The 26,441-nt window shown below is 68.7% G+C and carries 29 protein-coding genes and 2 pseudogenes; 12 read left to right on the top strand and 19 right to left on the bottom strand.

Annotated elements, in window-relative coordinates; all coding sequences use genetic code 11:
* Positions 1–46 precede the first annotated feature (46 nt).
* Positions 47–811: a carbohydrate ABC transporter permease gene (locus VKN16_06865; protein ID HME93919.1), complete on the top strand. Its 765-nt coding sequence runs from the start codon at positions 47–49 to the stop codon at positions 809–811.
* A 600-nt stretch (positions 812–1,411) separates the two neighbouring features.
* Positions 1,412–4,792: an adenylate/guanylate cyclase domain-containing protein gene (locus tag VKN16_06860; GenBank protein HME93918.1), complete on the top strand. Its 3,381-nt coding sequence runs from the start codon at positions 1,412–1,414 to the stop codon at positions 4,790–4,792.
* Here VKN16_06860 and VKN16_06855 read toward each other — a convergent pair.
* The 4 genes and pseudogenes from VKN16_06855 to VKN16_06840 form a co-directional block, all read right to left on the bottom strand.
* Positions 4,793–4,971 (bottom strand): annotated as a pseudogene (locus VKN16_06855) (carbohydrate ABC transporter permease). It lies immediately after the preceding gene.
* A gap of 214 nt (positions 4,972–5,185) precedes the next feature.
* Positions 5,186–6,031 carry a carbohydrate ABC transporter permease gene (locus VKN16_06850; protein ID HME93917.1) on the bottom strand — a complete coding sequence of 282 codons (846 nt, stop codon included), beginning with the start codon at positions 6,029–6,031 and terminating at the stop codon, positions 5,186–5,188.
* Positions 6,031–6,963: a sugar ABC transporter permease gene (locus tag VKN16_06845; protein HME93916.1), complete on the bottom strand. Its 933-nt coding sequence runs from the start codon at positions 6,961–6,963 to the stop codon at positions 6,031–6,033. The genes VKN16_06850 and VKN16_06845 overlap by 1 nt, the downstream gene beginning before the upstream one ends.
* A 3-nt stretch (positions 6,964–6,966) precedes the next feature.
* Positions 6,967–8,241 (bottom strand): ABC transporter substrate-binding protein, encoded by a 1,275-nt coding sequence (locus VKN16_06840; protein ID HME93915.1) that lies wholly within the window; start codon positions 8,239–8,241, stop codon positions 6,967–6,969.
* 321 nt (positions 8,242–8,562) lie between these two features.
* Between VKN16_06840 and VKN16_06835 the strand changes: the two are divergent.
* Positions 8,563–8,793 (top strand): annotated as a pseudogene (locus VKN16_06835) (DUF6632 domain-containing protein).
* A 60-nt stretch (positions 8,794–8,853) separates the two neighbouring features.
* Here VKN16_06835 and VKN16_06830 read toward each other — a convergent pair.
* Both VKN16_06830 and VKN16_06825 read right to left on the bottom strand, forming a co-directional pair.
* The gene (locus VKN16_06830) at positions 8,854–9,252 is read right to left on the bottom strand and encodes a carboxymuconolactone decarboxylase family protein (GenBank protein HME93914.1); all 399 of its coding nucleotides are present in this window, start codon (positions 9,250–9,252) and stop codon (positions 8,854–8,856) included.
* A gap of 52 nt (positions 9,253–9,304) precedes the next feature.
* Entirely contained in the window at positions 9,305–10,492 is a 1,188-nt protein-coding gene (locus VKN16_06825; GenBank protein ID HME93913.1) for an acyl-CoA dehydrogenase, read from the bottom strand.
* A gap of 109 nt (positions 10,493–10,601) precedes the next feature.
* Here VKN16_06825 and VKN16_06820 point away from each other — a divergent pair, with 109 nt between their 5' ends.
* The 3 genes from VKN16_06820 (at position 10,602) to VKN16_06810 (ending at position 12,793) form a co-directional block, all read left to right on the top strand.
* The gene (locus VKN16_06820; protein ID HME93912.1) at positions 10,602–11,798 is read left to right on the top strand and encodes an LLM class flavin-dependent oxidoreductase; all 1,197 of its coding nucleotides are present in this window, start codon (positions 10,602–10,604) and stop codon (positions 11,796–11,798) included.
* A 34-nt stretch (positions 11,799–11,832) separates the two neighbouring features.
* Positions 11,833–12,333, top strand: a complete 501-nt coding sequence (locus VKN16_06815) for a GNAT family N-acetyltransferase (protein ID HME93911.1) — start codon at positions 11,833–11,835, stop codon at positions 12,331–12,333.
* Positions 12,334–12,466: 133 nt separating this feature from the next.
* Complete coding sequence (locus VKN16_06810; GenBank protein ID HME93910.1) at positions 12,467–12,793, top strand: PRC-barrel domain-containing protein; 327 nt, start codon at positions 12,467–12,469, stop codon at positions 12,791–12,793.
* Between the two features lie 53 nt (positions 12,794–12,846).
* On the opposite strand, the gene VKN16_06805 is transcribed toward VKN16_06810, so the two are convergent.
* The 10 genes from VKN16_06805 to VKN16_06760 form a co-directional block, all read right to left on the bottom strand.
* Positions 12,847–13,929, bottom strand: a complete 1,083-nt coding sequence (locus tag VKN16_06805; protein ID HME93909.1) for an MBL fold metallo-hydrolase — start codon at positions 13,927–13,929, stop codon at positions 12,847–12,849.
* 39 nt (positions 13,930–13,968) lie between these two features.
* Positions 13,969–15,201, bottom strand: a complete 1,233-nt coding sequence (cls, locus tag VKN16_06800) for a cardiolipin synthase (protein ID HME93908.1) — start codon at positions 15,199–15,201, stop codon at positions 13,969–13,971.
* 29 nt (positions 15,202–15,230) lie between these two features.
* The gene (locus tag VKN16_06795) at positions 15,231–15,944 is read right to left on the bottom strand and encodes a M48 family metallopeptidase (protein HME93907.1); all 714 of its coding nucleotides are present in this window, start codon (positions 15,942–15,944) and stop codon (positions 15,231–15,233) included.
* Positions 15,941–16,177, bottom strand: coding sequence for a YtxH domain-containing protein (locus VKN16_06790; protein HME93906.1), 237 nt, complete (start codon positions 16,175–16,177; stop codon positions 15,941–15,943). Before VKN16_06790 ends, VKN16_06795 begins: the two co-directional genes overlap by 4 nt.
* 27 nt (positions 16,178–16,204) lie before the next feature.
* Entirely contained in the window at positions 16,205–16,366 is a 162-nt protein-coding gene (locus VKN16_06785) for a hypothetical protein (GenBank protein HME93905.1), read from the bottom strand.
* Positions 16,363–16,611, bottom strand: coding sequence for a hypothetical protein (locus tag VKN16_06780; protein ID HME93904.1), 249 nt, complete (start codon positions 16,609–16,611; stop codon positions 16,363–16,365). Before VKN16_06780 ends, VKN16_06785 begins: the two co-directional genes overlap by 4 nt.
* Positions 16,612–16,616: 5 nt before the next feature.
* A complete protein-coding gene (locus VKN16_06775; GenBank protein ID HME93903.1) occupies positions 16,617–16,769 on the bottom strand; it encodes a DUF3309 family protein in 153 nt (50 codons plus the stop codon).
* Between the two features lie 121 nt (positions 16,770–16,890).
* Positions 16,891–17,070, bottom strand: a complete 180-nt coding sequence (locus VKN16_06770; protein ID HME93902.1) for a hypothetical protein — start codon at positions 17,068–17,070, stop codon at positions 16,891–16,893.
* A 28-nt stretch (positions 17,071–17,098) separates the two neighbouring features.
* Positions 17,099–17,293 carry a DUF6496 domain-containing protein gene (locus VKN16_06765; protein HME93901.1) on the bottom strand — a complete coding sequence of 65 codons (195 nt, stop codon included), beginning with the start codon at positions 17,291–17,293 and terminating at the stop codon, positions 17,099–17,101.
* An 18-nt stretch (positions 17,294–17,311) separates the two neighbouring features.
* Positions 17,312–17,902, bottom strand: a complete 591-nt coding sequence (locus VKN16_06760) for a BON domain-containing protein (protein HME93900.1) — start codon at positions 17,900–17,902, stop codon at positions 17,312–17,314.
* Between the two features lie 574 nt (positions 17,903–18,476).
* Between VKN16_06760 and VKN16_06755 the strand changes: the two genes are divergently transcribed.
* Positions 18,477–19,025 (top strand): hypothetical protein, encoded by a 549-nt coding sequence (locus VKN16_06755; protein ID HME93899.1) that lies wholly within the window; start codon positions 18,477–18,479, stop codon positions 19,023–19,025.
* 89 nt (positions 19,026–19,114) lie between these two features.
* Here the strand turns inward: VKN16_06755 and VKN16_06750 are convergent, their stop codons facing one another.
* Positions 19,115–20,479: an NAD-dependent succinate-semialdehyde dehydrogenase gene (locus tag VKN16_06750; GenBank protein HME93898.1), complete on the bottom strand. Its 1,365-nt coding sequence runs from the start codon at positions 20,477–20,479 to the stop codon at positions 19,115–19,117.
* A 232-nt stretch (positions 20,480–20,711) separates the two neighbouring features.
* Here VKN16_06750 and VKN16_06745 point away from each other — a divergent pair, with 232 nt between their 5' ends.
* Positions 20,712–21,608, top strand: coding sequence for a YihY/virulence factor BrkB family protein (locus VKN16_06745; protein ID HME93897.1), 897 nt, complete (start codon positions 20,712–20,714; stop codon positions 21,606–21,608).
* Here the strand turns inward: VKN16_06745 and VKN16_06740 are convergent.
* Positions 21,574–22,338, bottom strand: a complete 765-nt coding sequence (locus VKN16_06740) for an N-acyl homoserine lactonase family protein (protein HME93896.1) — start codon at positions 22,336–22,338, stop codon at positions 21,574–21,576. The two genes, VKN16_06745 and VKN16_06740, sit on opposite strands and share 35 nt — an antisense overlap.
* Positions 22,339–22,442: 104 nt before the next feature.
* Here VKN16_06740 and VKN16_06735 point away from each other — a divergent pair, with 104 nt between their 5' ends.
* A complete protein-coding gene (locus VKN16_06735) occupies positions 22,443–23,489 on the top strand; it encodes an NAD(P)-dependent oxidoreductase (GenBank protein ID HME93895.1) in 1,047 nt (348 codons plus the stop codon).
* Positions 23,490–23,511: 22 nt separating this feature from the next.
* On the opposite strand, the gene VKN16_06730 is transcribed toward VKN16_06735, so the two are convergent.
* Positions 23,512–24,204, bottom strand: a complete 693-nt coding sequence (locus VKN16_06730) for a hypothetical protein (protein HME93894.1) — start codon at positions 24,202–24,204, stop codon at positions 23,512–23,514.
* A gap of 108 nt (positions 24,205–24,312) precedes the next feature.
* Here VKN16_06730 and VKN16_06725 point away from each other — a divergent pair, with 108 nt between their 5' ends.
* From VKN16_06725 to VKN16_06715, 3 genes are all read left to right on the top strand, one after another.
* Positions 24,313–24,966, top strand: a complete 654-nt coding sequence (locus tag VKN16_06725; protein ID HME93893.1) for a redoxin domain-containing protein — start codon at positions 24,313–24,315, stop codon at positions 24,964–24,966.
* 75 nt (positions 24,967–25,041) lie between these two features.
* Complete coding sequence (locus tag VKN16_06720) at positions 25,042–25,857, top strand: acyl-ACP desaturase (protein ID HME93892.1); 816 nt, start codon at positions 25,042–25,044, stop codon at positions 25,855–25,857.
* A partial coding sequence (locus VKN16_06715) for a hypothetical protein (GenBank protein HME93891.1) occupies positions 25,838–26,441 on the top strand: 604 nt, incomplete at its 3' end. The genes VKN16_06720 and VKN16_06715, both read left to right, overlap by 20 nt.

The raw sequence follows: 26,441 nt of genomic DNA, 5'->3' as shown, positions 1-26,441 counted from the left end.
CCGTCGCCCCGCGCTGGCCGCGGCGGGGTGGCTGGCCGCCGGCCTGGTGCTCGCGCCCTACCTGGTGATGCTGCTCACCGCGCTCAAGCCCGAGGCGGAGCTGCGCATCACGCCGCCGCGCCTCTTGCCGATGGACTGGCGGCCCGCCAACTTCTGGACGGTGTTGCGGGATCCCGACTTCCAGTCCTGGCTGCGGGTCTCGCTGGTGGTGGCGGTCGTCTCCACCGCGCTGGTGATCGTGGCCGCGGTGCCCGCCGCGTATCACACCGCGCGGCATCGCTTCCCCGGACGGAGCGCCTTCCTGTTCCTCGTGCTGGTGAGCCAGATGTTCGCGCCCACCGCGCTCGTGGTCGGCCTCTATCGCGAGTTCTTCGAGCTCGGGCTGATCAACACCTACGCGGCGCTCATCCTGGTCAACGCCGCCTTCAACCTGGCCTTCGCGATCTGGATCCTGCGCGCCTTCTTCACCTCGATCCCGCGCGAGATCGAGGAGGCGGCCGCGGTCGACGGGTGCGGGGCCGCCGGCGCGCTCTTCCGCATCATCCTGCCGGTGGCCCGGCCCGGCATCGTGACCGCGACGATCTTCGCGTTCATCGCGGCCTGGAACGAGTACATCGTGGCCCTCACCCTGATGACCGACGCCGAGATGCGCCCGCTCACCGTGGGCATCACGTCGTACGTGACCGCGTACGTGCAGCACTGGGACCTCCTCTTCGCCGCCTCCACCATCGCCATCGTGCCGGTCGTCGTGCTCTTCGCCCTCATCGAGCCGTATCTGCTCAGCGGGCTCACCGCGGGGAGCGTCAAGTAGGCGCGCTGTGGAGCGTTCATCACGGGCGTGGCGGCGGCCGGACGGAGGCGGGAGGGGCGGCGGGGGCGGGGCTCTGACCACGACCGGCGATCTCGTCTTGCGGGGATAGCAGTTCCCAAGCTGGGGACGTGAGGCTCCGTGCTTGCGTGGCCGGGAACGGGTCACCCGCCCCACCCCCGCCGCCCCTCCCACCTCCGTCCAGCCGATGACTCAGCAGCGAACTCGTGACGGAGCGCAGGTCAGCTCGCCACGTAACAGCACTGAACGTGCTCTTCGCCGCCTATGCGCCGGAACTCTACCTCGCCCAATACGTGTGGGCTCAGGCCGAACATGAACTCACCAACGGAGCACGGGATGATCTCCTCGAACTTCGTCATCGACTGACCGATGCCACGGGCCGACTGCGCCGCTCCAGCATCTGTTGTGGTCCTCTATCTACGCGTCCGACTTGCCCTGGGCACGTTGGGGATTTGCACATCGGGTCGTCAGTATTGATCCTTCCGGCCGCCCGCGCTAGAGTCCGGCCACCGCTCGGCCGCGGTACTGCGTGGACGGTTTGCGTGCTCACGTCGCCCAGGGGAGAGCCCGGATGAAGTGTCGATGAAGTGTCCGCGATGCCAGCACGATAACCACCCCGGCGCGAAGTTCTGCGAGGAGTGCGCGGCACCCCTGCCGCGATCGTGCGCCAACTGCGGGGCGCAGCTTTCCCCGGCGGCCAAGTTCTGCTCGGAGTGCGCCCATCCGACCGGATCAACCTCGGCGTCGACGGGCCTCGCGGCCCCCCCTTTGCCCTTGCCCGAGATGTACACGCCGAAGCACCTCGCCGAACGCATCCTGAACTCGAAGGCTGCCCTCGAAGGCGAGCGCAAACAGGTAACCGTCCTGTTTGCCGACCTCAAGGGCTCGATGGAGCTGCTGGCCGACCGCGATCCCGAGGAGGCGCGCCGGATCCTGGATCCCGTGTTGGAGCGGATGATGGACGCCGTGCATCGCTACGAGGGCACGGTCAACCAGGTCATGGGTGACGGGATCATGGCCCTCTTCGGCGCGCCGCTCGCCCATGAGGATCACGCTGTCCGTGCGTGCTACGCCGCGCTTCGGATGCAGGACGCCGTGCGCCGCTATTCGGACGAGCTGCGGCGGGCGCAGGGCGTGGAGGTGCAGATCCGGGTCGGTCTCAACTCCGGCCAGGTCGTGGTGCGGTCGATTGGCAGTGACCTGCGCATGGACTACACGGCCGTGGGGCAGACCACGCACCTGGCGGCCCGCATGGAGCAGCTCGCGACGCCCGGGACCGTGCGACTGACCGGCGAGACGACGCGGCTGGCCGAGGGCTACGTCGAGGTGAGGTCTCTCGGGCCCATCCCGGTGAAGGGCCTCTCGGACCCGATCGAGGTCTTCGAGCTGACGGGAGCGGGCCAGGCCCGGACGCGCCTGCAAGCTGCGGTGCTTCGCGGCCTCACGCGCTTCGTCGGCCGCGACGCCGAGGTCGAGCACCTGCGCCGGGTCCTCGGCCGGGCCGCGGCCGGCCACGGCCAGGTCGTCGCCATCGTGGGCGAGGCCGGGGTCGGCAAGTCCCGCCTCACGTACGAGTTCACTCACTCGCATCGAGTGCAGGACTGGCTCATCCTGGAGGCCTCGTCCGTATCGTACGGCAAGGCCACCGGTTACCTGCCGGTGATCGACCTGCTCAAAGGCTATTTCAAGATCGGTGACCGTGACGATCACCGCGACATGCACGCCAAGGTGCTGGGGCGGGTGCTGAGCCTCGACCGGGCGCTGGAGTCGCTGCTGTCCCCGCTTCTCGCGCTGCTCGACGTGCCGGTCGAGGACGCGACGTGGCAGGCCCTGGACCCACCGCAGCGCCGGCAGCGCACGCTCGACGCCGTCAAGCGCTTGCTGCTGCGCGAGAGCCAGGCGCAACCGCTGCTCGTGGTGTTCGAGGACCTGCACTGGGTCGACGGTGAGACCCAGGCCCTGCTCGAGAGCCTGGTCGACGGCCTGGGCTCGGCGCGGCTGCTATTGCTGGTGAACTATCGTCCCGAGTACCAGCACGGCTGGGGCAGCAAGACCACGTACAGTCAGATGCGGCTGGACGCGCTCTCGACCCAGTACGCCGCGGAGCTCCTGGACGTGCTCCTCGGCGCCGCTCCCGGCCTCGGGCCCCTGAAGGAGCTCCTCGTCAAGCGTGGCAACCCGTTCTTCCTCGAAGAGACCGTCCGGACCCTGGTGGAGACGAAGGCGCTCGAGGGGCTGCCCGGCCGGTACCGGCTGACGCAGCCGCTGCAGTCCCTTCAGGTGCCGTCCACGGTCCAGGCGATCCTGGCGGCTCGCATCGACCGGCTCTCCTCGGAGGACAAGCGGCTGCTCCAGACCGCGTCGGTGGTCGGCAAGGACGTGCCGTTCGCGCTGCTGCAGGGCCTCGCCGAGCTTTCCGACGACGTGCTCCGTGGGGCGCTCGACCGGCTGCAGGCCGCCGATTTCCTCTACGAGAGCGGCCTGTTTCCCGATCTCGAATACACCTTCAAGCATGCGCTCACGCACGACGTGACCTACGGCAGCCTGCTCGCCGACCGGCGGCGGGCATTGCACGCGACTGTGGTTGAGATGATGGAGCGCGTGTACGCAGGCCGGCTGGCCGGACACGTCGAGCGGCTCGCCCACCACGCCCTCCGGGGCGAGGTGTGGGACAAGGCTGTCATCTACTTCCGTCAGGCCGGCGTCAAGGCTGCCGCACGGTCGGCCTACCGGGAGGCGGTCACGTGCTTTGAACAGGCGCTGACCGCGCTGCCCCGTCTTCCCGGGACGCATGAACGCCTCGAGGAGGCTATCGATCTTCGCTTCGATCTTCGGACGTCGCTGCTGCCGCTCGGCCAGCTCGAGAAGGGTCTCGAGTATCTCCGCGAGGCCGAGGGGCTGGCCAGGACACTGGATGACCCCCGGCGGCTTGCCTGGGCGTCTGCCTACATGATCTCCAGCTGCTGGTTGACGGGTCGCTTGACCGATGCGCTCGCGTTCGCCGAGACGGCCCGGGCCATCGCGGAAGCGCTCGAGGATTTCCGGCTCAAGGTCGTGGCGAATCAATACCTCGCCGCGGCCCGCTGGAACGTGGGCGACTATCAGGCGGCCACGGATCTTTTCCGGAAGGTCACGGAGTCGCTCAAAGGCGAACTCAGTCGTGAGCGGTTTGGCCAGGCGTTGCTCCCATCGGTGTTCGCCCGTCGCTATCTGGCTCATGCCCTCGCTGAGCGTGGCGAATTCGAGCAATCGATCGCGGAGGCGCAGGAAGGACTTCGAATTGCCGAGGCAGCGGATCACCCCTTCAGTCTCGGCCAAGCCTATCTGGCGCTCGGATACGTTCACGCCGTCAAGGGAGAATTCGGCCTGGCGGTGCCGCTTCTCGAGCGGGCTCTCGCGATGTCCCGCGAATGGAACATCAGGCTCTTGTCCCCCTCCTGTATGGGGTTCTTGGGATATACGTACGCCCGTTCAGGGCGTCTTGAGGAAGGCCTGTCGCTGCTTGGTCAGGCCATGACGGCCTTCGAGTCTGGCGTGGCGACGGTCTTCCATTCTCTCGTCACGGCACACTCTGGCGAGGCCTGCATCCTTGCCGGCCGGCTGCCGGAAGCCCACCGGCACGCGGAGCGAGCACTCACACTCACGCGCGAGCGCGGCGAACGCGGCGACGAGGCCTACGCGCTCCGCCTTTTCGGCGAGATCCATTCGCGGGAGACCCCACCGGACGAGGGGAGGGCAGAGGCGGGGTATCGCCAAGCCATGACGTTGGCCGACCACCTCGGCATGCGGCCGCTCGCCGCCCACTGCCACCTGGGCCTCGGCAGGCTCTACCGTCGCATCGGCAAGCGCGACCAGGGGCAGGGGCACCTCAGCACTGCGACGACGATGTACCGCGAGATGGGAATGATGTACTGGTTGGAGAAAACCCACCGAGAGATCGAGAAACTCGCGAACACCGGCTAATTAGCCGGACCCGGCGGTGAGGCGCGCGACGTAGTAGTCGACGAAGAACGAGTAGATCACCGCGACCGGGATGGAGCCGAGCATCGCCGCCGCCATGAGCTGCCCCCAATAGAAAACACGTCGCCGCGGACCAGCTCGGTGATCGCCCTCCCCGGCACGGTGCGCACCTCGCTCTTGGAAGGGAGGGAGGAGTCGCGGGGCGGGAGGGTGGAGGGGCAGGGGCGGCGGGGGCGGGCGGGTGACCCGTTCCCGGCCACGTGAGCACGGCGCCTCACGTCGCTAGGTTGGGAACTGCTATCCGCGCAAGACGAGATCGCCGGTCGTGGTCAGAGCCCCGCCCCCCGCGCCCCTGCCCCTCCGCCCGGCAACTTCACGCAGCCGTGCGGCGTCAACCTAGCTCTTCACCGACCCCGCGGTGAGCCCCGCCACGTAGTAGTCGACGAAGAACGAGTAGATCACCGCCACCGGGATGGAGCCCAGCATCGCCGCGGCCATGAGCTGGCCCCAGTAGAAGACGTCGCCGCGGATCAGCTCGGTGATGGCCCCCACCGGCACGGTGCGCACCTCGCTCTTGGAGAGGAAGATCAGCGCGTAGAGGAACTCGTTCTGGGCGAGGGTGAAGGCGAAGATGCCCGCGGAGAGCAGCCCCGGGGTGGTCAGCGGCAGCACCACGCGCCACATGGCCTGGAAGCGGCTGGCCCCGTCGATGCGGGCGGCCTCCTCCAGCTCGCGCGGCACGCTCTTGAAATAGCCCATCAGGAGCCACGCGGAGAACGGGATCAGCAGCGTGGGGTAGGTCAGCATCACCGCGCTGAGCGTGTTGTTGAGCTCGAGCCGGTTGATGATGTCGGCCATCGGGATGAACAGGAGCGGCTGAGGCACCAGGTAGGTCGCGGCCACCCCGATGGCCACGACCGCGGCACCCGGGAAGTTCATGCGGGCCAGCGGGTAGGCGATCATCGCGCCCAGTACCAGCGAGATCAGCGTGGTCACCACCGCGACCAGCATCGTGTTGTAGGTCCAGAGGAGGAAGTTCGTTTCGGAGAGCAGGTCGTAGTAGTGCTTGAGCGTGGGCTGGTGGACGATCAGCGGCATGACCTTCTGGCTGTACAGCTCGCGGTTCGGCTTGATGGAGGTGATCAGCATCCAGTAGAACGGAAACAGCATCGCGACGAGGCAGAGCAGCAACGGCAGGTAGAGCCGGAGCGTCCGCGACACGAATCCGCGCGCCTCGATCATCAGTCCCGCCGCAGGTAGAAGGTCAGCAGCACGATCATCACCGCTAGCACCGGCAGCATGGTGAGCGCGGCGGCCGCGCCCATGCCGAGCTGGCCGCCCGACATCGCGAGGTCGAACGCGTAGGTGACGAAGACCTGGGTCGCGTTGGCGGGGCCCCCGTGGGTGAGCGCGTAGACGATCTGGAAGTCCGAGAAGGTGAAGATCACCGAGAACATGGTCACGATGATCAGGATCGGCTTGATGATGGGCAGGGTCACGTGCCAGAAGCGCTGGCGCACGGTGGCCCCGTCGATGGCCGCGGCCTCGTAGAGATCGGGCGAGATGGTCTGCAGCCCCGCCAGGATGGTGATGCCGTAGAAGGGGATGCCCCGCCAGGTGTTGACGATGATGATCGCCACCATCGCGAGGGTCTGGTTGCCGAGCCACGAGAAGCCGGTGTCGATGAGCCCGGTGTGGACGAGCGTCCAGTTGATCACGCTGTAGGTGGGATCGAAGATCCACATCCACGCCACCACGCTCAGGATGGTGGGCACGATGAAGGGCAGGAGCAGGAACGCGCGCACGAGGCTCCGCCCGTGGAAGCGCTGGTTGACCACCAGGGCCATCGCGAGGCCGCCCAGCAGCTTCAGCACGGTGGTCACCGCGGTGTAGAGGAAGGTGTTCTGGCTGACCTGCCAGAACACCCCGTCGTGGGCGAGGCTGATGAAGTTGGCGAACCCCACGAACACGCCGGCCCGGGCCACCGGGCGGTCCTGCAGGCTCAGCCAGATGCCGTAGAAGAACGGGTAGGCCACGAACGCGAGCAGGAAGGCGACGCCCGGCGCCAGCATGATCCAGCTGAACGCGCCTTCCCGCTCGAGGACGCCACGCAAGGTGAACGTCCGCGCGGGGGCCGAGGCCGATCGGGCGAACGGCTCCGGCCGGACCGCCATCGTCTAACGGGCCTTGTAGATCTGCTTGAGCTGACTGGCCGCGGTGGCGATCACGTCCTTGGTCGAATCGCCGCGGCACGCCTTGGCGAACATGTCCACCACCACGTACTTGGCCACGCTCTCGGAGAGCTGGTGGCCGGCCGGCCCGGGCCAGCCGTGCAGGTGCGAGGTCTTGAGCGATTCCTTGAAGACCATGTACCGCGGATCCGCGTTCCACATCGGGTGGTTGTCGTAGCCGTGCAGGAACGGGGCGTAGTACGCCTCGCCCGCCACCAACCAGCGCGAGAGCTGCTTGTCGTCGTAGAGCCAGCGCAGGAAGGCCTTGGCCGCCGCCGGATCCGGAGCGTGCGAGGCGATGGCGTGCGACTGAGGATTGTAGAGATGGTAGCGGCCCTTGGGCCCCTGCGGGTTGAGCGCGTGGTCGGTGACCTTGGCGATATCCGGGAAGTCCCTCTTGGCCACGATCAGGATCGACATCGCGTTGTTGGTGCAGGAGATCTGCTCGCCGAAGAAGGCCTTGTTGTTGTTGACGTCGGTCCAGCCGAGCACGTCCTCCAGCATCGTCTCCTTGTAGAACCGGCGGCAGAAGTCCACCGCCTTCGCGGTCTCGTCGGAGTCGATCACCACCGTCTTGCCGTCCTTGTCCACCTCGTGGCCCCCGTAGGACCAGAGCAGCGGGTACATCCAGCCGTGGTTGTCGCCGAAGCCGTGCCCGATCTCGAAGCCGAAGGGATGCCCCTTCTTCTTGAGGAGCCGGCCCGCGGAGAGCAGGTCCTCCCAGGTGTCGGGGAACTTGTTGATGCCGGCTTCCTTGAACCAGTCGGTGCGGTAGACCTCGAGCTGGCCGATGTTGCCCCAGGGCAGCGCCTTCCACTTCTTGTTCACCACCACCGAGTCGAAGATGTTGTCGTGCCACGGGCCGATCTTCTTGCCGATCTCCTGGGCCACGTCGGTCACGTCGAGCAGCCCCGCGTCGAAGAGATGGGGCCAGTTCACGCCGGTGGCGACGATCTCCGGGCCCGACTTCGTCTCCACGATGGTGGTGAGGCGGGTCAGCATGCTACCGACGCTCACCGGCTCGTAGGTCACCTTGATGCCGGTGAGCTTCTCGTACTCGGGCGAGAGCGTCTTGACGAAGAAGTCGTCGAAGCCCTTGATGAACGAGCTTTCGTGGACCACGCCCATGGACTTGACGGCGGCGCCGGCCGGCCGAGGTGCGAGGGCCGCCGCGGTGCCGCCGACCAGGGCCAGGTTCAAGAATTCACGTCGAGTGCTCATGGGACCTCCTCCGTTGGGGTGGCGACGATTGACCGCTCGAGGGGCGCAGGGCAAGCGCGGCGCACGTGGTCGACGGCGCTTGGCTGGACCGAGCGAAGCCGGATCCTGGCACGATCTCGTCTCTCGTGGGGCGACAGCCGGTCGGTGTGCCGCAATCTATTCCCGGCATCGGCCCGTGTCAAGGCACGGGGCGGTCGCGAGCCTCCCCGGCTGGCGAGTCTTGACCGGCCCCCACCGCCGCGGGACCGTCGGTTGGCCCGGGCGCCCTCCGGCCGTCCGGCGTGGTCCGCGATCGCCCTTCCCAGACAGGAGGTTTCTGCGATGTCCGATCAACGCCTGTCCGTCCTGCGCACCGTCCTGCTCGTGGTCGGTCTCATCTGCCTGGTCGGTATCTATCCGCTGAGCCGGCTCTGGCCCTCCGGCTGGTCGTGGGGCCCCGGTCCCTCGCACTATCTCATGATGATCCTCGGGATCTACGCGACGCTCGGCGTGTTCCTGATCATCGCGTCGCGAAACCCGCTCGCTCATCGCAGCCTGATCTGGTTCACGGTGTGGCCATCGCGCTCGCGGCCCTGACGCCGCGGGAGCCGTTGCGGGCCTGACCGCGCGCGGTCAGCGGGCCGGGGGGCGGGTCGACGGGCCCACCACTTCCATGAGGGCGCCGAGCCCGCGGTGGAAGGTGGGCGCGCCCCCCGGCACCACGCAGGCCTCCAGCACCTCGAACAGCTCGCCGGGCGTCGCGCCGAATTCCATCGCGCGCCGCATGTGGGCCACGAGCCCAGGCCGCTCCGACCCCCGGAAGCAGAGCAGCGCGATGGCCACGAACCCGCGCACCTTGGCCGAGACGTGCTGGCCCTCGCCGAGCGACTGCTCGTAGAGCCGGTTGTAGGCCTCCACGAACTCGGGGTCCTGGCGGGCTGCGAACTCCCACTCCGGGTACATGTAGCCCCGCGCCTTCTTCATCCTGGCGATGAGCGCGTCGGCCTGCTGCTCTCGGTTGGTGTCGGTCACACCCTGACCCCTTTCTTGTATTCGCTCGCCTCGCCTTCGGCTGCAGCTCGCCCTACTTTGGTAGACCCAATACCCGCTCGCCGATGATGTTGCGCTGGATCTCGCTGGTGCCGCCCGCGATGGTGTACTGGCGCGCGCTCAGCACCCGGTTGTACCAGCGCGGGCCGTCCGGCACCTGGTCGCTCGGCCGGTTCAGGAGTGCGTGGGGGCCGAGCAGCTCGCCCGCGAAGTCCGCGATGCGCACGCCCAGCTCGGAGCCGAAGAGCTTGAGGATGGAGCCCTCGGGCCCCGGCGGCTCGCCGCGGAGCTGCCGCGTGAGGTTGCGCATGCGCGTGTAGCGCTGGCACTGCGCCTCGATCACGAGCTGGGCGAAGCGCTGGCGGATCACCGGGCTCTCCCACGCGGGGCGGCCGTCGAGGGGGACGGTCGCGGCCAGCGCGCGCAGGCGCGCGAGCTGCTCCTCGTGGCCGCGGCCGCCGCCGCCCTTGCGCTCGTACATGAGCGTGGTCATCGCGGGCTTCCAGCCCTCGTTCTGCTTGCCGATCAGGTTGGCCCTGGGCACCGCCACGTCCACGAAGAACACCTCGTTGAAGTGGCGGTGGCCGTTCAGGAGCACGAGCGGCCGCACCGTGATGCCGGGCGTCCGCATGTCCACGAGCAGGTAGCTGATGCCGCGGTGCTTCGGGGCCGCCGGATCGGTGCGCACGAGGAGGTAGATCCAGTCCGCGAACTGGGCGCCCGACGTCCACACCTTCTGCCCGTTCACCACGAAATGGTCGCCGCGATCCTCGGCGCGCGTGCTGAGGCTCGCCAGATCCGAGCCCGCGCCGGGCTCGGAATAGCCCTGGCACCAGATGTCGTCGGCTCCCAGGATGCGGGGCAGGTAGCGGCGCTTCTGCTCCTCGGTGCCCCACTCGATGATGGTCGGCCCGGCCATGCCGATGCCCGAGTACCCGGGCAGCACGGGCGCGCGCGCCCGGAAGCATTCCTCGTCGTAGATGACCTGCTCCATCAAGGTGGCGCCACGGCCGCCGTAGGCCGTCGGCCACGAGATGCCGACCCATCCCGCCGCGTACATGCGCCGTTGCCACTGCCGCCTCCGCTCGAAGGTGTCCCGGTCGGGGGCCACCCGCTCGTCGGTGGGGTCCTCGATGCGGAGATCGTCGGTCAAGTTCTGGGCGAGCCATCGGCGGATCTCGGCGCGGAAGCGGTCCTGCTCGGCGGTGTAGGTGAAATCCATGGGCCTCTTCTAGCATCGGTGCGCGCCCGACTCAAGGCGTGCTACAGTCACCGTTGTTCGCGGCGCCGCATCCCGCTGGCCACGGAGGCGTTCATTGGCTCACAAGGGCATGAAGTTCGGCATCTTCCTGGCGCCGTTCCACCGGGTCGGTGAGAATCCCACGCTCGCGATGAACCGGGACATGGAGCTCATCGAGTGGATGGACCACCTCGGCTACGACGAGGTGTGGATCGGCGAGCACCACTCCGCGGGCTGGGAGATCATCGCCTCTCCCGAGGTCTTCATCGCGGCCGCGGCCGAGCGCACGCGCCACATCATGCTCGGCTCCGGGGTCACGAGCCTGCCGTACCATCATCCGCTCATGGTGGCCAACCGTTTCGTGCAGCTCGATCACATGACCCGCGGCCGCTCGATGCTGGGCTGCGGCCCCGGCGCCCTCGTCTCCGACGCCTACATGATGGGCATCGAGCCGGTGACCCAGCGCCAGCGGATGGACGAGGCCCTCGACGCGATCATGGCGCTGCTGCGGTGCGAGGAGCCGGTCACCATGAAGACGGACTGGTTCGAGCTGCGGGAGGCGCGGCTCCATCTGGCCCCGTACACCGATCCCCACTTCCCGATCGCGGTCGCGAGCACCATCACTCCGGCCGGGGTGATGACCGCGGGCAAGCACGGCGTGGGGGTGCTGTCGATCGGCGCCGGTCTGCCCGGGGGCCCCGAGGCGCTCTCCAACCAGTGGAAGATCGCCGAGCAGACCGCGGCCAGGCACGGCAAGACGATGGACCGGAAGCACTGGCGCCTCGTCGTGAACGTGCACGTCTCCGACGACGACGAGCGGGCCCTGGGCGAGGTCAACCGCGGCGAGCGCCACGAGACCGTGACGTACTTCGAGGACACGCTGGGCCGCCCGCCCGGGCGCGCCGACGATCCGCTGCGAGACGGCGTGAAGATGGGTACCACCCTGGTCGGCACGCCGGACACCGTGATCCGCGGCATCGAGCGGCTGCAGGAGCTGAGCGCCGGCGGGTTCGGCGGGCTGCTGTTCCGCGCCCACGAATGGGCCGACCGCGAGCAGACCCTGCGGAGCTACGAGCTGTTCGCCCGCTATGTGATGCCGCGCTTCCAGGGCTCGCTGGCCACCGTCCGCGACTCCAACGACTGGGCTCGCACCAACCGCAAGACGATCTTCAGCCCCAACGTCGAGGCGGTGCGTCGCGCGTTCACCGACGCGGGCCGGCCGATCCCGGCCGAGTACCGCAACCGCACGGTGGGGGCGCGGGACGTGGACGAGCCCAGCGGCGGCTAGCGTCGCCCGCGGCGCCCGGTCTCGCGGTGACGTCGTGAGCCTCGAGCTGCGCGACGCGCGCGGCTCGGCCGCCGACCGGGAGTGGCTGACCCGGGTCTACCCGTTCTACCTGCACGACCTCTCCGAGTTCGACGACGGCTACTACCGGCTCGACGAGGGAGGCCGGTGGACGCCGGACCACCTGCCCGACTGGCTCGACGACGCGACCGATCACACGCTGATCCTGATCGAGTCCGGTGAGCGGGTGGGGGCCGCGCTGATCAATCAGGCACCGTCGCCCCATATGAGCCCCGGCGTGGGTTTCCGGATGGCCGAGTTCTTCGTGCTGCGCGCGCACCGCGGGCGGGGGATCGGGCGTCGGGCGGTCTTCGCCCTCTTCGACCGCTTCCCGGGCGTCTGGGAGATCTCGGAGCTGCCGCGGAACGCCCCGGCGATCCGCTTCTGGCGCCGCGTGATCGGCGCCTACAGCAACGGCCGGTTCCACGAGACGCGCGACGCCGCCGCGGTTCGCCAAGTCCTCGATACTACCCGGTAGTTCGTTCTAGGTTCTCGGATCGGCGCGCGCCAATTCGCCCAATGTCCCCGTGGCGGGGGCGTCCGGAGCGGCGTCGCGCCGGGCATGGAGGTTGCTCCCGGAATGAGCATTTCACCTCGAGGAGGAGCGAGCCATGCTGAGACCGCTGAAAGAGATCCTCAACTACAAGATCCTCGCGACCGACGGCGAGATCGGGGGTGTGAGCGACCTGATCGTGGACGACCAGGAGATGAAGCTGCGCTATCTCGTGATCGACACCGGTAGCTGGCTGCCCGGCAAGAAGGTCGTGCTCTCGACCGCCTGGATCAGCAGCGTCGTGCCGCAGAAAGAGACGGTGGTGATGAACATCGAGAAGAAGCGGATCCAGGAAGCGCCGGAGTACCGGCCGGACGCCGCCTTCGATCGCGAGTACGAGACGCAGCTGCACGACTACTACCGCTTCCCCTACTACTGGCTCTAGGGCGGCTGCTGAAGAGCAGCCGCCGAGTGTTCCGCGGCTGACTGCGCCGGCTGCTACCAGCGCCTCGTTTCGCCGGGCTTGAGCACCCAGGCGACCGCCGGGTCGAGATGGCGCCGCTCGATCTCGGCGGCGAGGCGCTGCGGCGGCTCGGTGTAGGGCTCGCGGGCCAGCGCGAACGTTCCCCAGTGGACCCCGACGAAATGGGCGGCGCGCAGGTCGATGGCGGCCTGGATCGCCTCCTCGGGCGAGATGTGCACGGGCTTGGCGATCTCGCGCGGGGTATAGGAGCCGATGGGCAGCGCCGCGAGATCGAACGGGCCGAGGGCGTCGCCGATCTGCTGGAAGTGGCGGTAATAGCCGGTGTCGCCCCCGAAGTAGAAGCGCTTCGATCCCAGCACCGCCCACGAAGACCAGAGCCGGCGGCCCTGATCGATCGCGGTCCGCCCGCCGCCGTGCTGGGCGGGCGTGCACACCACGGTCAGACCCTTGACCACGATCGATTCCCCCCAGTCCAGCTCCACCGCCCGGGTGACGTCGCGGTCGGCGAGCCACGCCTTGATGCCCTTGGGCACGATGAAGAGAGGATCGAACTTCTGGGCGAGCCGCCTCACCGTCGGCTCGTCGAGGTGATCGTAGTGGTCGTGGGAGATCAGCACGAAGTCGATCGGCGGCAGATCGTCCAGCGCGATGCCGGGCGGGGTGTAGCGACGCACGCCGATGAACCCGCTGAAGGGGCCGCTGCGCTGGCCCCAGTTGGGGTCGGTGAGGAACGTCACCCCGTCCAGCTGCACCAGCACGGTGGAGTGACCGATCCAGGTGACGGTCGGCGTCTTCGTCGCCTGGCGGAGCAGGTTCCAGTCCGGTGTGCCCGACGGCAAGGCGGCCACGCGCCGCTCGGTCACGAGCCAGGTGCTCCCGATCACGAACGAGTGCAGGCGGGCCCAGTAGGAGGCGCGGCGGTACTCGGGATCGACGTTCTTGTACGCGCTGCCGGCGTGCCCGGCGGGGCCGAATCCCGCCTCGGTCCGCGAGGAGGGGATCTGGGCCTGCGACGGCGCCGGGGTCGAGACCGGAAAGCCGTCGCCGGCCACCGCCAGGAGCAGAAGAGCCAGGAGCACGGCGCCGCGGCGGAGCATATATTTCGAGCATAGCGCGGGCGTCAACCGGCGCGGCGATCAGAGCTGATCGCGCACCGGGATGGAGAGGATCTCCATGAAGCGGCTGAAGAAGCCGCGATCGGCCCATTGCTGGTAGGTGACCTCGCGGGACTGCTCGAGGTCGGCCACGAAGACCTGCTCGAGTCGCCGGGCGATCTCGGCGTCGTAGACCACCAGGTTCAGCTCCTCGTTCAGCTCGAAGGAGCGGCGGTCGAGATTGGTGCTGCCCACGGTGGCCCACATGGAATCGATCACCATGGTCTTGGAGTGGAGCAGCGCCGCCTTGTACTCGTAGATCTTGATGCCGGCCTTGAGCAGGCGCCCCAGCTCGGCTCGGCTGGCCTGACGGACCAGGTTGTGGTCGATGGCCCCGGGCAGGATGAGCACCACGCGCACCCCGCGCTGGCGCGCCTGTACGAGCGTCTCGATCATCTTGTCGTCGGGCACGAAGTACGGGTTGGTGATGTAGATCGAGTGGCGCGCCGAGGCCATGGCGAGGAGGAACATCGTGTACATCGCCACGCTGCCGCCCGACGGCGAGCTGCGGACGATCTGCGCGTCCACCCCGCCCTTTCGCTCGAGGGGCCACGGGAAGTACTCGGGCCCGCCGAGGGCCACCCCGGTCGCCTCCAGCCAGTTCTCCGCGAACGCGCCTTGCAGCTGGCTGACCACCGGCCCCTCCACCCGCATGTCGGTGTCCCGCCACTGACCTTCCTGCTTGCCGTTGCCGCTCCACTTGCCGCTGGTGCCCGAGCCGCCGGTGATCCCGACCCGGCCGTCGACCACGAGAATGCGGCGGTGATTGCGGTAGTTGACGCGGTCGATCGCCCAGGGCGAAATCGGCCGGTACGATGCCACCTGGCATCCCGCCTCGGTCATCCAGTCGCGGTACTCGGAGGGCATCATGAGCGAGCCGACCGCGTCGACGAGCACGTGGACCTTGACCCCGGCGCGACAGCGCTCGGCCAGCGCCCGCGCGGTGTCGGCGGCGGGCGCGCCTTCCTCGAAGACGTACTGAGCATAGGTGATGGTCTTGCGGGCGGAGCGGATGGCCGCGAGCTTGGCCGGGAACACCTCCTCGCCGTTCAGCAGGATCTGAGCCCGGTTCCCGCCGACCACCGCGCCGCCAGTGAAGCCGACGAGCGTGGCCCGGAACGAGGCGTCCGAGATCGGGACGTCCGGGAGGTCCAGGTGGGGCTGCACGTGGGCGCAGCCCGCCAGGAGCAGGAGCAGACAGGCGGTCGAGAGCATCCGTCGCGCTCCCTGCTTCCCGGGCCCGCTCACAGCTTGCGCAGGACTTCGATACGGTCTCCCGTCTCGGGGTGGGTGCTGAAGAATCCGCCGCCGCTGCCGCCGCCCTCCGTGCTCATCAGCCAGGTGAGCGTGTTGATCATCACGTCCTTGTTCCGCCCGAGGCGCTGCAGCAGCTCGACGCCGTGTCGGTCGGCCGCGTACTCCTCGGAGCGGCTGTACTTGCTCTGGATCAGCGCGCCCGCGAGCGGGGCCACCGCGCCGGCGCCCGGGAAGAGCTGGTCGAGCAGGACCGCGCCGATGTTCAGCCCGGTGCCGAGGGCCTGGGCCTTCGCGACGTGGCCGAGATCCTCGTGCGCGACCTCGTGGGCCATCACCGCCAGGAGCTGATCATCGCTCGCCTTGCTCAGCAGGCCGGTGGTCACATAGAACTCGCCGTGGCCGGCGTTCGCCGCGTTGATGGACGGCTCGTCCACGATGCCCACCTTGACCTGGCTCGGCGGGATCGGCTTGTCCATGGCCTGCAGCAGCGGAATCATCGCCTTCTTGAGGCGCGCGATCTGTGCCGCGTCGACCGTCTTCGACGAGGCGGCGGGCCGCGTCGATCCGGCGGAGGGATTGCTGGGAGCGGGCCGAGTGGTCTCGGTGGTCCGTCCGGGCGTCGTCGGCGCCGTCTCGATGGCGCAGCCCCCGACGAGGGCTGCGGCCAGGAGCGCGACGCCGGCGAGCCCCGCGCGACTCATCGCGTGATTCGCGGCGGCCGGATCGCCTCCTGCCCCGCCTCCATCGTGGATGTCAGGTGGTCCTTGGCCGAATCCAGCAGCTGCTCGGCCGCGCTCTGCACGCTCTGGAGCGTGTCCGCCGCGGCGAGCCGGGCGGTCTGGCCCTTGGTGTTGACGAGGCGGCGGATCTCGTCGCCCCATACGTAGACGGCAACGCCTCCCACGATCGCGCCCAGCAGGAATCGACTCATCATGGCTCTCTCCCTCTCTCTCGTGCGGCGTCAGGCCGCGGTCCGGATCGGCCACTCGACTCCCGCGTTGCGGTGGAGCACGTGGCCACAAGGCTCCAGCTCGATCACCAGCGCGTCACCGCGTTCGTGCCAGTCCTCGACGGCGCGGAATGCCCCGCACGTCAGGCAATAGAGTGTCGGTGTGCTCTTCATCGCATGCCTCCCATCGTCTCGAACGGTTGACTGCCCGGAAGCTTCGGGTCGGTCTCGCGGGTTGCCGGCGTCTTCGCGCACTCGGGACACAGCTCCAGCTCGGCGTCGTAGGCGATGCCGTGGATCGGACACCGCACGACCGGAACGGGGGCGGGACGACGGCGGCGCGCCCACGCGACCGCCAGGCCGGCGGCCGTGGTGGCGAGCACCGCCGCCGTCACCGCCCGTCCGATCAGGGAGTACACGGACGTTACAGCCGCCCGGTCAATGCGAGGATGATGAGAACCAGCAGCACGATGCCCACCACTCCACTGGGATAGGGACCCCAGCCCGAGCTGTAGGGCCAGGTCGGCAAGCTGCCGACCAGGATGAGTATCAGGACGACGATCAGGATTAGCGCCACTGCGTGTCCCCCCTTTCACATCTCGCGTGCGGGTTGTCGTCATGGCGTGCGCTCGTGGGTATGGGTGTTTTTGGTTGAGACGAGCGGCGGGGCGCCCCGCCGCTCGTCCGTGCCGTTGCGCTTACCGGTTCTGCCCGCCCTGGCCGGGTTGCGACTGGCCCTGGCGGTCCTTGTCTCGGTCGTGTCCGGGCTGGCCCTGACCGGGCTGACTCTGCCCCGGCTGACGCTGACCGGGCTGACCCTGCCCCGGCCGCTGCTCCTGGCCGCCCTGACCCTGGCGCTCCTTTTCCATCGTGCCCATTTCCCTTCTCCTTTCTTTCCCGTCCGCGTCACCGCGATCGGGTTTTCCGCCGCCCCTTGCGCGGGATGCGGGCACCCGACTTGCGGGCTTCGCTCAGCGCGATGGCGACGGCCTGCTTCCGCTTCCGGACCTTGCGGCCCGACGACGAGCGGAGCGAGCCCCGCTTGTACTCCCCCATCACCTTCTTGACCTTCCGACGGCCACGACTCTTCTTCTTGGCCATTGTGCAGGCCTCGCGGGCCTACTTGTTGGCCTGGCGCACCGTCAACTCGTTCTTGACGGACTTCACTCCGCCCACGCCCCGCGCCATCTCGGAGGCCCGGGCCGACGAGGTGAGATTGGGCACCTCGCCGGTCAGGGTGACCACGCCGCCGTCGGCGCGAACGTCGACCTTCTTGAGATTGGTATCCTTCTTCAGCCGCGTCTCCACCGTCTTGGCGATGTCCTTGTCGGTCGCGTCCACTGCCTTCCGCGCGCTCGGGGCGACCACCTGCAGGTCGTTCTTCACCGACTTGGCGCCGTCGATGCCTTTGGCCACGTCGGCCGCCGCGGCCTTGGCCTCGCTGGAGTCGACCTTGCCGCGCAGGTGCACCACGCCGTCCTTGGTGTCGACGTTGATCTGGGTGCCCTTCACGCGCTCGTCGCTGTAGAGCGCGATCTTCGTCTTCGACGTGATCCAGCTGTCGCTGACCGCGGTCTTGGCTTCCTCGGTCGTGCTCTTGGTCTTGTCCATCACCTTGTCGGTGGTGCTCTGCTCGGCCTGCGCCGCGAAGGGCGCGGTGGTCAACAGGGCGCCGAACACCGTGGCTGCCATCATGGTTCCGTACCGCATGGGCTCTTCCTCCCTAGAGCTCGCGGGCGAGCTCGGCTTGTCGTGTTGATTTGCGCGACTACTTGGCCGGTGGCGTGTCGTCGGTCCGGCGCGGGGAATCCGACTCGGGGCGGTCCTCGACGTCGAGTTGTACCGGTCGCCCTGCGCCGGCGTCGCGATCGCTGCGCTCAGGCTCATGGTCGACGACGCCCTCTCGAGGAGTGCGGTTCCCGCGGTCGGGATCCTGTTGATCCTTTCTCCCGATTCGCGGAGCTGCCTTCCCTCTCGGCTCTTTCATTGATCTCCCTCCCGGTCGGCCGCGCGTGTCTCGTGATGCGCCGACTCGACCACTCATGGAGCAATGGATATGCCACCCATCAAGTACCCGGAGAACAATGGCGATTCGGAGTTTGGTCAATCTGGGGTGCGCGGCCGAACGGTAAAGAGTCCCGCGTACTTTTTTCCGCGCCGGGCTGCACTCGCTGAGCGCGATGCGGTGACGTCTTTCCGGATGCGGTCCGAACGAAGGAATCAGTGTGGTGCGAAACGTGCAGCAGCCACTCGCAGCACAATCTCGCGAACAGGAGGCCCGGTGATGCCGACGACGACGTATCCGGATCGGACGTCCCAGAAGGATCGGATGGCGCGGGGCAGACCGAGGCGGCGGTTCAGGCACGTCGTCGGGGAGGGCATTGTCGTCGGCGTGGTCGGAGCCGCGGTGGCGATGGTGCTGTTCCTGATCGTGGATCTGGCCGCCGGCGTCCCGCTGCGCACGCCCGCGATGCTGGGGGCCGCGCTCTTCCACGGCGCGCGCAGCGCGGGTGAGGTGGCGATCACCGCGCCGCTCGTGCTGGGTTACACGGTCGTGCACCTCGGCGGCTTCGTGCTGTTCGGGCTCGCCGTCTCGGGTCTTTTCGCGCTCGCCGAGCGCGACAAGCGGGTGCTGGGGCTGATCTTCATGCTGGGTTGCTGCCTGGCCGTCGTCTTCATCGCGCTGGCCTACGGGCTGTCACAGTGGATGCGCGAGGCCATGACGCCGTGGGTCTTCCTGTCCGGCCACGTCCTGGCGGGCGCCGCGGTGGTCGCGGCTCTCGTCTACTTCCACCGCCGCCTCCTTCGCCAGTTCCCGACCTCCGGCGAGTAGCCGGGGTCAGGTCTTGCATTACGACATTTTCGGGCCGCGGGCGCATGCCACGCGGCTAAAAATGTCGTAATGCAAGACCTGACCCCGATCTAGGCGATCCAGACGGACTTGATGTTGACGAACTCGCGGATGCCGTACTCGGATAGCTCGCGGCCGTAGCCGGAGCGCTTGATCCCGCCGAAGGGCAGGCGGGGATCCGACTTCACCACCCCGTTGACGAACACCGCGCCGGCCTCGATCTGCACGGCCAGCCGCTCCGCACGCGCCCGGTCCCGGGTCCAGAGCGCGGCGCCCAGCCCGAACGCGGTGTCGTTGGCGAGGCGGATGGCGTCGGCCTCGTCCTTCGCGCGGATGACCGCGGCCACCGGCCCGAACGTCTCCTCGTCGAACGCCGGCATGCCCCGATCCACTGCGGACAGCAGGGTCGGCGGATAGAAGGCGCCCTTGCCGGCCGGCACCTGGCCGCCCAGCAGCGCGCGGGCGCCCCGCTTGACCGATTCCTCGACCTGGTGGTGCAGCTGGTCGCGCAGGTCCGTCCGCGCCTGCGGCCCCACCTGCGTCTCGCGCGCGGTGGGATCGCCCATCTTGCGCGAGGCCAGCTCGGTCTTGAAGCGCTCGAGGAAGCGGTCGGCCACCGGCTCCACCACGATGAAGCGCTTGGCCGCGATGCAGCTCTGGCCGCTGTTGATGAGGCGGCCCTCGGTGGCCGCGATCGCGGCGGCCTCGACGTCGGCGTCGGCCAGGACGATGAAGGGATCGCTGCCGCCCAGCTCCAGCACCGTCTTCTTGAGCTCGTGGCCCGCCTGCGACGCCACCGCCATGCCCGCGTGCTCGCTGCCGGTCAGGGTGACCGCGGCCACGCGGGGATCGGCGATGATCCGCTTCACCGTGGCCGCGTCGGCCAGGGCGGTCCGGAAGAGCCCCTCCGGGAAGCCGGCGCGCCGGAAGACCTCCTCGATCTGCAGGGCGCAGCGCGGAACGTTGCTGGCGTGCTTGAGGATGCCCGCGTTGCCGGCCATCAGGGCCGGCGCCGCGAAGCGGAAGACCTGCCAGAAGGGGAAGTTCCACGGCATCACGGCCAGGACCACCCCGAGCGGGTCGAAGCGCACGTAGCTGCGGGAGGCGTCGGTCTCGCGCGGCTGCTCGGCCAGGTGGACCTCCGCGTGCTCCGCGTAGTAGTCGCAGGTGACCGCGCACTTCTCCACCTCGCCCTCGGCCTGCACGATCGGCTTGCCCATCTCCCGGGTCATGGTCAGGGCGTATTCGGCCTTGCGGGCGCGCAGCTCCTTGGCGGCCCCGCGCATCAACGACGCGCGCTGGGCGAACGGGCGCGTGCGCCATTCGAGGAACGCGGAATGCGCGCCGGCCAGGATGCGCTCGATCTCCGGCGCGGACGTCGGCTCGAGGGTCTCGATGATCGCCCCGGTGGCCGGATTGACGGACTGGATGCTCATGACGCTCTCCTTTGCTCGGCTGGTCACTGTCGGGATCAGGATCGGCGCCGAACGGATGCGCGCCCAGGGTCGGTCGACTGGCCGCGTCACCACCGCGGGCGTAGACTACACCCGCGGAGGTCAGGCATGAAGGGCGGGAATCCCAGGCCGACCGAGCACCTCGGTCAGCTCGTCTGTCCCAGCTGAGCGCGGCCGCGGTGGGGGGGCCTTGATCGTGCGAGCGGTCGGGAGAGTGTTCACTCGCGCGGCGGTGAAGTGGAACGCCGACGACTGCCTGACCCTCGGGGCCGCGCTCGCCTACTACTCCGTCTTCTCGCTGGCGCCGATCCTGGTGATCGTGATCGCGGTCGCCGGCGCGCTGTTCGGCCCCGAGGCGGCCCAGGGCGAGCTCGTCGGCCAGATCCGGGACCTGGTGGGCGACGAAGGCGCCAGTGCGATCCAGGGGCTGATCCAGAGCGCGAGCCGGCAGGGCACCGGCTCGCGGGCGACCCTGATCGGGCTCGTCGTGCTGCTCTTCGGCTCGACCAGCGCGTTCAGCCAGCTCCAGGGCGCGCTCAACCGCGTCTGGGATGTGCCAACCGCGTCGCATGGCGGGGTCATGGCCATGGTCCGAGCGCGCCTCTGGTCGTTTGCGGCGGTACTGGGCGTGGGCTTCCTGCTGAGCGTCTCCCTGGTGCTGAGCGCGGCGGCCGTTGCCCTCAGCCGGTACGGCTCGGACTGGATCCCGGGCATCAGCGGCGTGCTCCTGCTCACCGAGATCGCCGGCTCGCTGATCGTCCACACCCTGCTGTTTGCGATGATCTTCAAGGTGCTGCCGGACGCCGACATCCGGTGGCGCGACGTATGGGTGGGCGCCGCGGTGACCGCCGCGCTCTTCTACGTGGGCAAGCTCGCGATCGGGGTGTACCTGGGCCGCAGCGAGATCGGGGCGGCCTACGGCGCCGCGGCCTGGATCATCCTCATCCTGGCGTGGGTGTACTACTCCGCCCAGATCGTGCTGTTCGGGGCGGAGTTCACGCGGGCGTATGCGACGCGGGGCACCAGGCCCCCCCACCCTACCCTCTCCCCGGCGGGGGAAGGGATGCCGAGTCCGCCTACATCTCCACGATCCCGTCCCCCACGCGGGTGAGCCGCTCGAGCACCAGCGGGTCGTGGCCGGGCAGCACCAGGTCGGAGGACGAGGCCAGCTCGCGGATCTTGCCGAAGGCCGAGTACATCCGCGGCAGGTCCTGCAGCGTGTTGAACGGGATGTTCTCCTCGAAGTTGCGATAGTAGTGCGCGGCGTCCGACGTCACCACCGCCTGCCCCTTCGCGTGCGCCACCGTGACGAGCTGCATGCCCGCGGTGTGGCCGCCCACGTGGTGCACCGCGATGCCGGGCACGATCTCGCGCGAGCCGTCCACGAACTGCATGCGCCGCTCGTAGTTCAGCCGCACCAGCGCGCACACGTCCTCCACCTCGACCGAATGGCGGAAGGCGGGCAGGGCCGCGTTCCGGCCGGTGTAGAACGCCATCTCGGAGTCCTGCACGTAGAACGTCGCATTGGGGAAGAGCGCGTAGTTGCCCACGTGATCGTAGTGGAAGTGGCTGAGGATCACGTGCTGGACCGAGGCCGCCTCCACTCCGATCTCGGAGAGGCCCTTGCCCGGGCAGCGGAGGAACTGCCGGCCGCGCCGCGTGCCCACCGCCTCCGTGAAGCCCAGGTCCACCACGACCGTCTCGCGGCCGTTGGTGAGCGCCCACACGAAGTAGTCCATCGTCATGGGGGCGCGGTGGTAGTCGCCGTAGAACGCCTCCGACGTGGTGCAGGCGCGATGGGCGTAGCGGACCGCGTAGATGCGGTAGGGCGCATTGGCCATGGTCAAGTCTCCTTTCCCGTGGCAGGATTCTACGCGTTTCCCGGGTCTCCGAAAGTCCGCCGAGAGGAGGACAGGGTCGCACCGCGCGCGCGCTCGCCAACGGGGTGACCACGGAGGAGACCGGCAGGCTGATCACGCACCTGGCGTTCGACGCGGGCCGGCCCAGCGCGATGTCCGCCGCGAAGGTCGTCACACAGGTCTTCGAGGGAGAAGAAGGCATGAAGGTCGGGTTCATCGGTCTCGGCACCATGGGCGCCAGCATGGCGTCCAATCTGCAAGCGGGCGGCCACGAGCTTCAGGTGAACGACGCGCGGAAAGACGTCGCGGCCCCGCATCTCAAGGCGGGCGCGGTGTGGAAGGACACCCCGCGCGCGGTGGCGGACGGCGTCGAGGTCGTCTTCACCTCGCTGCCCGGGCCCAAGGAGGTCGAGCAGGTCGCCCTCGGCCCGGACGGCCTCATCCACGGCATGAAGAAGGGCGCGGCCTACTTCGATCTCAGCACGAACTCGCCGGCGCTGATGCGACGGCTGTATCCGGCGTTCAAGGACAAGGGCCTGCACGTGCTCGACGCGCCGGTGAGCGGCGGGCCCAAGGGCGCCAAGAGCCGCAAGCTCGCGCTCTGGATCGGCGGCGACCGCGAGGTCTATGATCGGTTCAAGCCGGTGCTGGACGCCATCGGCGATCAGCCGTACTACGTGGGCCCGATCGGCGCCGGCTCGGTGGCCAAGCTCGTGCACAACTGCGCCGGCTACGCGGTGCAGACCGCGCTGGCCGAGGTCTTCACCATGGGGGTCAAGGGCGGAGTGGACGCGCTCACCCTCTGGAAGGCGGTGCGGCAGGGTGCGGGCGGACGTCGGCGCACCTTCGACGGCCTCGCCGATCAGTTCCTGCCCGGCACGTTCGACCCGCCCGCCTTCAGCCTGCGACTCAGCCACAAGGACGTCTCGCTCGCCGTCGGCCTCGGCCGCGAGCTCGGCGTGCCGATGCGGATGGCCAACCTCGCGCTCGAAGAGCTGACCGAGGCGCTCAACCGCGGCTGGGGCGAGCGCGACTCGCGCGTGGCCATGCTGCTGCAGGAGGAGCGCGCCGGCGTGAAGATCGCGATCCCGGCCGACCAGATCAAGGACGCCCTCGACAACGACGGCCGCTAGAGCGGCCGAATCAGGGTGGCGCTCACGGCTTGCGGAAGAACAGGGGCTCGATCTTCGAGAGGTCCTTCGAGATCGCCATCGTGAGGAGATCGGCGAATCCCTGAAGGATGATGAGGGCGTTGAGGTCGGCGTCGTTCTGCACGACGCCCTTGATGCGCTCCAGGATGCCGTCGTTGACCTTCTGGATGTTCTCGTAGTGCGTTTCCAGCAGCTCGAGCCCCAGGTCGGGCGAGCCGCCCCGCTTGGCCACGAAGTACTGGTGGAGGAGGTACATGGAGACCGAGCGCACGATGGTCTCCTCCGCGGTGGAGAACGGCAGATGAAAGCGCGCCATCGGCTTGAGGAAGTCCATGTACGGACACGCGCTGGTCGCCATGACCAGGCCGAACACGCCGAAGATCCCTCGCTGCAGCGGCAGCTTCTTGACGTAGGTCCGCTCGTCGGTGGTGACGGTGACGGTGGCCTCGGCCACCGACGCCTTGTCCTTGAACGACTCCACCAGCGCGGCCAGGTTGGTGGCCACCGGGCAGTAGGGATGCTCGGCCGGCTTCAGCGGGCAGTGGCCGCACTGATGGTTCTCGAGGCGGGCCCAGGCGGGCGGCCGGGTGCGGTCGGCCGGGAGGAGGATGAGAGAACCCCGGTCGAGATCGACGGTATAGGACTTCGCGTCCCCGTCGGGAAACACGAAGTCGTAGACGATCTTGATGGTCTCCACCGCTCACCGCGAGGGTAGCGAGGCGAGGGCCGCGCCGTCAATTTCTGTGTCGCGCTGCGTCTCGCCCGGCTCGTCGGGCCGCGCGCCGCCGCGTGCTATCCTCGCATCGTGGCGTCCGTTCCCGAGCCTCCGGCGGTCGGCCACCCGGCCCCGCTCTTCAGCCTGAGCTCCGTGCAGGGCGACACCGTCGACCTCGCCGCGTACCGTGGCCGGGCCAACGTGGTGGTGTGGTTCTCCCGCGGGTTCACGTGCCCGTTCTGCCGGGTCTACATGGACGGCATGACCGAGGGCTACGAGGAATTGCAGGCCGCGGGCACCGAGATCATCCAGGTCGGCCCCAACCTGCTGCCGGCGGCCCGGGTCTTCTTCGGTCACAGCCCGACCCCCTATCCGTTCGTCTGCGATCCCGACAAGCGGCTCTATGCCGTCTATGGGCTGGGCGATCGCGGCGCGCTCGAGGCCACCCGGTCGGCGGTGGTGAGCTTCTCCTACGCGTTCACCCACGGTGACAGCGGCCCGCAGGTGCGCGGCGCCTGGCTCGACGTGATGAACCGCAATTTCGTCCGCCGCCTGCATCACCACGCCATGACCGCGCTGGAGCAGGGCATCTTCCTGGTCGATCGCGACGGGGTCATCCGCCACCGCACGGTGGTCGGCCCGCTGGATCCGGTGCCCCGGGGCGAGCGGCTGGCCGAGATGGTCCGCGCCCACTGCCCGGTCCTCCCACCCGGCCCAGATCCGAGGGGCGCCGGCCGGCCGTAATCCAGGTAGGGACAGCCCACATATGGGGTCGTCATTGAAATGTGCCCCACAATGTCGTATGAGTTGACTCGACCGATGCCTGTCTTCGACATCGAGTCGTACGTGGGCCGCTCGCGAGCCGTGGACATGGCGGCCATCGCCTGGGCCGACGTGCCCCGGTACCCCGTCTCGCCCGAGATGATCCGGACGCTCCGCTACATGGCGGACGTCGAGAGCCACACGATCATCTACCTGCGCAGCCTGCTGGCCACCCGGGCGGTGGACGATCCCGACGTCGCGACCTTCCTGGCCTGCTGGGTGTACGAGGAGACGTTCCACGGGCTGGTCCTGGCGCGCTTCCTCGAGGCGGCGGGGTCGCCGATCGGCACCCGCGCCCGGCCCCGCGGGCAGGAGACCGTGGCCAAGCGCGTCGAGGCGGCGGCCACCGCCATGGTCTCGAAGGCATGGGCCGACTTCTGCGCGGTGCACATGGTGTGGGGCGCCATCAACGAGCTGACCACGCTCACCGGCTACCGTCGCTTCGCGGCGGTCGCGGGCCATCCCGTGCTCAGCGACCTGCTCGACCGCATCGTGCTCGACGAGTCGCGCCACTTCTTCTTCTACTACCGTCAGGCCGAGATGCGGCTGCAGCGCCGCGTCGTGGCCCGGGTCGCGCGGTTCCTGGTGGACCGCTTCTGGGCCCCCGTGGGCAGCGGGGTGGAGGCCGACGCGGAGGTCGAGTTCCTCGCCGGCTACCTCTTCGGCGGGCCGGAGGGGCTGGAGGCCGCGCGCAAGGTGGACGACACGATCCGACGCCTGCCCGGATTCGAGACCGTCGCGCTCCTCGAAGCGTGGATGGACCGCCACGTGAGGAGCCTCGAAGGGAGACGCCATGGCCACCGCAACCACTGAGCCATCCACCGACCCGCGAGCGCCCGGCCACTATCGGGCCTATGCTCCGCGGCCCTTCACCCGCGCCGAGCGCGATTCGGTGACGATCCTCTTCGGCGGCCTGCACTGGCGCGTCGAGCGCGTGCTGCAGGCGGTGCTGGAGAGCGGCGGCCACCGGGCCCAGGTCCTGCCGGTCGCGACGCGGGACGATCTGCTGACCGGCCGCGAGGTCGCCGATATCGGGCAGTGCTGCCCGACCAGCTTCACCACCGGCAACCTGGTCAACTTCCTCAAGAAGAAGTCGGGGGAGATCGGCGCGGAGGAAGTGAGCAAGAAGTTCGTCTACCTCACCGCCGGCTCCTGCGGCGCCTGCCGCTTCGGGCAGTACCACCAGAGCTACGAGCTGGCCCTGCGCAACTCCGGTCTCGAGGCCTTCCGCATGTTCCTCCTCGCCCAGGACCAGCTCGACCAGAAGGCGGCCATGGGCGACGGCTTCGACATGAACCTGCCGGTGACTCTGGGCTGTCTCTGGGCGATCTTCACCACCGACCTGGTCCAGGATCTCGAGTATCAGGTGCGGCCCTACGAGGTGGTGCCGGGCGCGA

It is taken from the genome of Candidatus Methylomirabilota bacterium, from assembly GCA_035315345.1.
Lineage (GTDB): Bacteria > Methylomirabilota > Methylomirabilia > Rokubacteriales > CSP1-6 > CAMLFJ01.
Note: the sequence above shows the minus strand (reverse complement) of the source record. Positions and strands in the feature narration are given on the sequence as shown.

Excerpts from the sequence above, each read along its gene's own strand:
- VKN16_06860 (HME93918.1), top strand. The coding sequence starts at position 1,412 with ATGAAGTGTCCGCGATGCCAGCACGATAACCACCCCGGCGCGAAGTTC.
- VKN16_06850 (HME93917.1), bottom strand. The coding sequence starts at position 6,031 with ATGATCGAGGCGCGCGGATTCGTGTCGCGGACGCTCCGGCTCTACCTG.
- VKN16_06845 (HME93916.1), bottom strand. The coding sequence starts at position 6,963 with ATGGCGGTCCGGCCGGAGCCGTTCGCCCGATCGGCCTCGGCCCCCGCG.
- VKN16_06840 (HME93915.1), bottom strand. The coding sequence starts at position 8,241 with ATGAGCACTCGACGTGAATTCTTGAACCTGGCCCTGGTCGGCGGCACC.
- VKN16_06825 (HME93913.1), bottom strand. The coding sequence starts at position 10,492 with ATGGATTTCACCTACACCGCCGAGCAGGACCGCTTCCGCGCCGAGATC.
- VKN16_06820 (HME93912.1), top strand. The coding sequence starts at position 10,602 with ATGAAGTTCGGCATCTTCCTGGCGCCGTTCCACCGGGTCGGTGAGAAT.
- VKN16_06810 (HME93910.1), top strand. The coding sequence starts at position 12,467 with ATGCTGAGACCGCTGAAAGAGATCCTCAACTACAAGATCCTCGCGACC.
- VKN16_06805 (HME93909.1), bottom strand. The coding sequence starts at position 13,929 with ATGCTCCGCCGCGGCGCCGTGCTCCTGGCTCTTCTGCTCCTGGCGGTG.
- cls (HME93908.1), bottom strand. The coding sequence starts at position 15,201 with ATGCTCTCGACCGCCTGTCTGCTCCTGCTCCTGGCGGGCTGCGCCCAC.
- VKN16_06795 (HME93907.1), bottom strand. The coding sequence starts at position 15,944 with ATGAGTCGCGCGGGGCTCGCCGGCGTCGCGCTCCTGGCCGCAGCCCTC.
- VKN16_06790 (HME93906.1), bottom strand. The coding sequence starts at position 16,177 with ATGATGAGTCGATTCCTGCTGGGCGCGATCGTGGGAGGCGTTGCCGTC.
- VKN16_06785 (HME93905.1), bottom strand. The coding sequence starts at position 16,366 with ATGAAGAGCACACCGACACTCTATTGCCTGACGTGCGGGGCATTCCGC.
- VKN16_06770 (HME93902.1), bottom strand. The coding sequence starts at position 17,070 with ATGGGCACGATGGAAAAGGAGCGCCAGGGTCAGGGCGGCCAGGAGCAG.
- VKN16_06765 (HME93901.1), bottom strand. The coding sequence starts at position 17,293 with ATGGCCAAGAAGAAGAGTCGTGGCCGTCGGAAGGTCAAGAAGGTGATG.
- VKN16_06760 (HME93900.1), bottom strand. The coding sequence starts at position 17,902 with ATGCGGTACGGAACCATGATGGCAGCCACGGTGTTCGGCGCCCTGTTG.
- VKN16_06755 (HME93899.1), top strand. The coding sequence starts at position 18,477 with ATGCCGACGACGACGTATCCGGATCGGACGTCCCAGAAGGATCGGATG.
- VKN16_06750 (HME93898.1), bottom strand. The coding sequence starts at position 20,479 with ATGAGCATCCAGTCCGTCAATCCGGCCACCGGGGCGATCATCGAGACC.
- VKN16_06740 (HME93896.1), bottom strand. The coding sequence starts at position 22,338 with ATGGCCAATGCGCCCTACCGCATCTACGCGGTCCGCTACGCCCATCGC.
- VKN16_06720 (HME93892.1), top strand. The coding sequence starts at position 25,042 with ATGCCTGTCTTCGACATCGAGTCGTACGTGGGCCGCTCGCGAGCCGTG.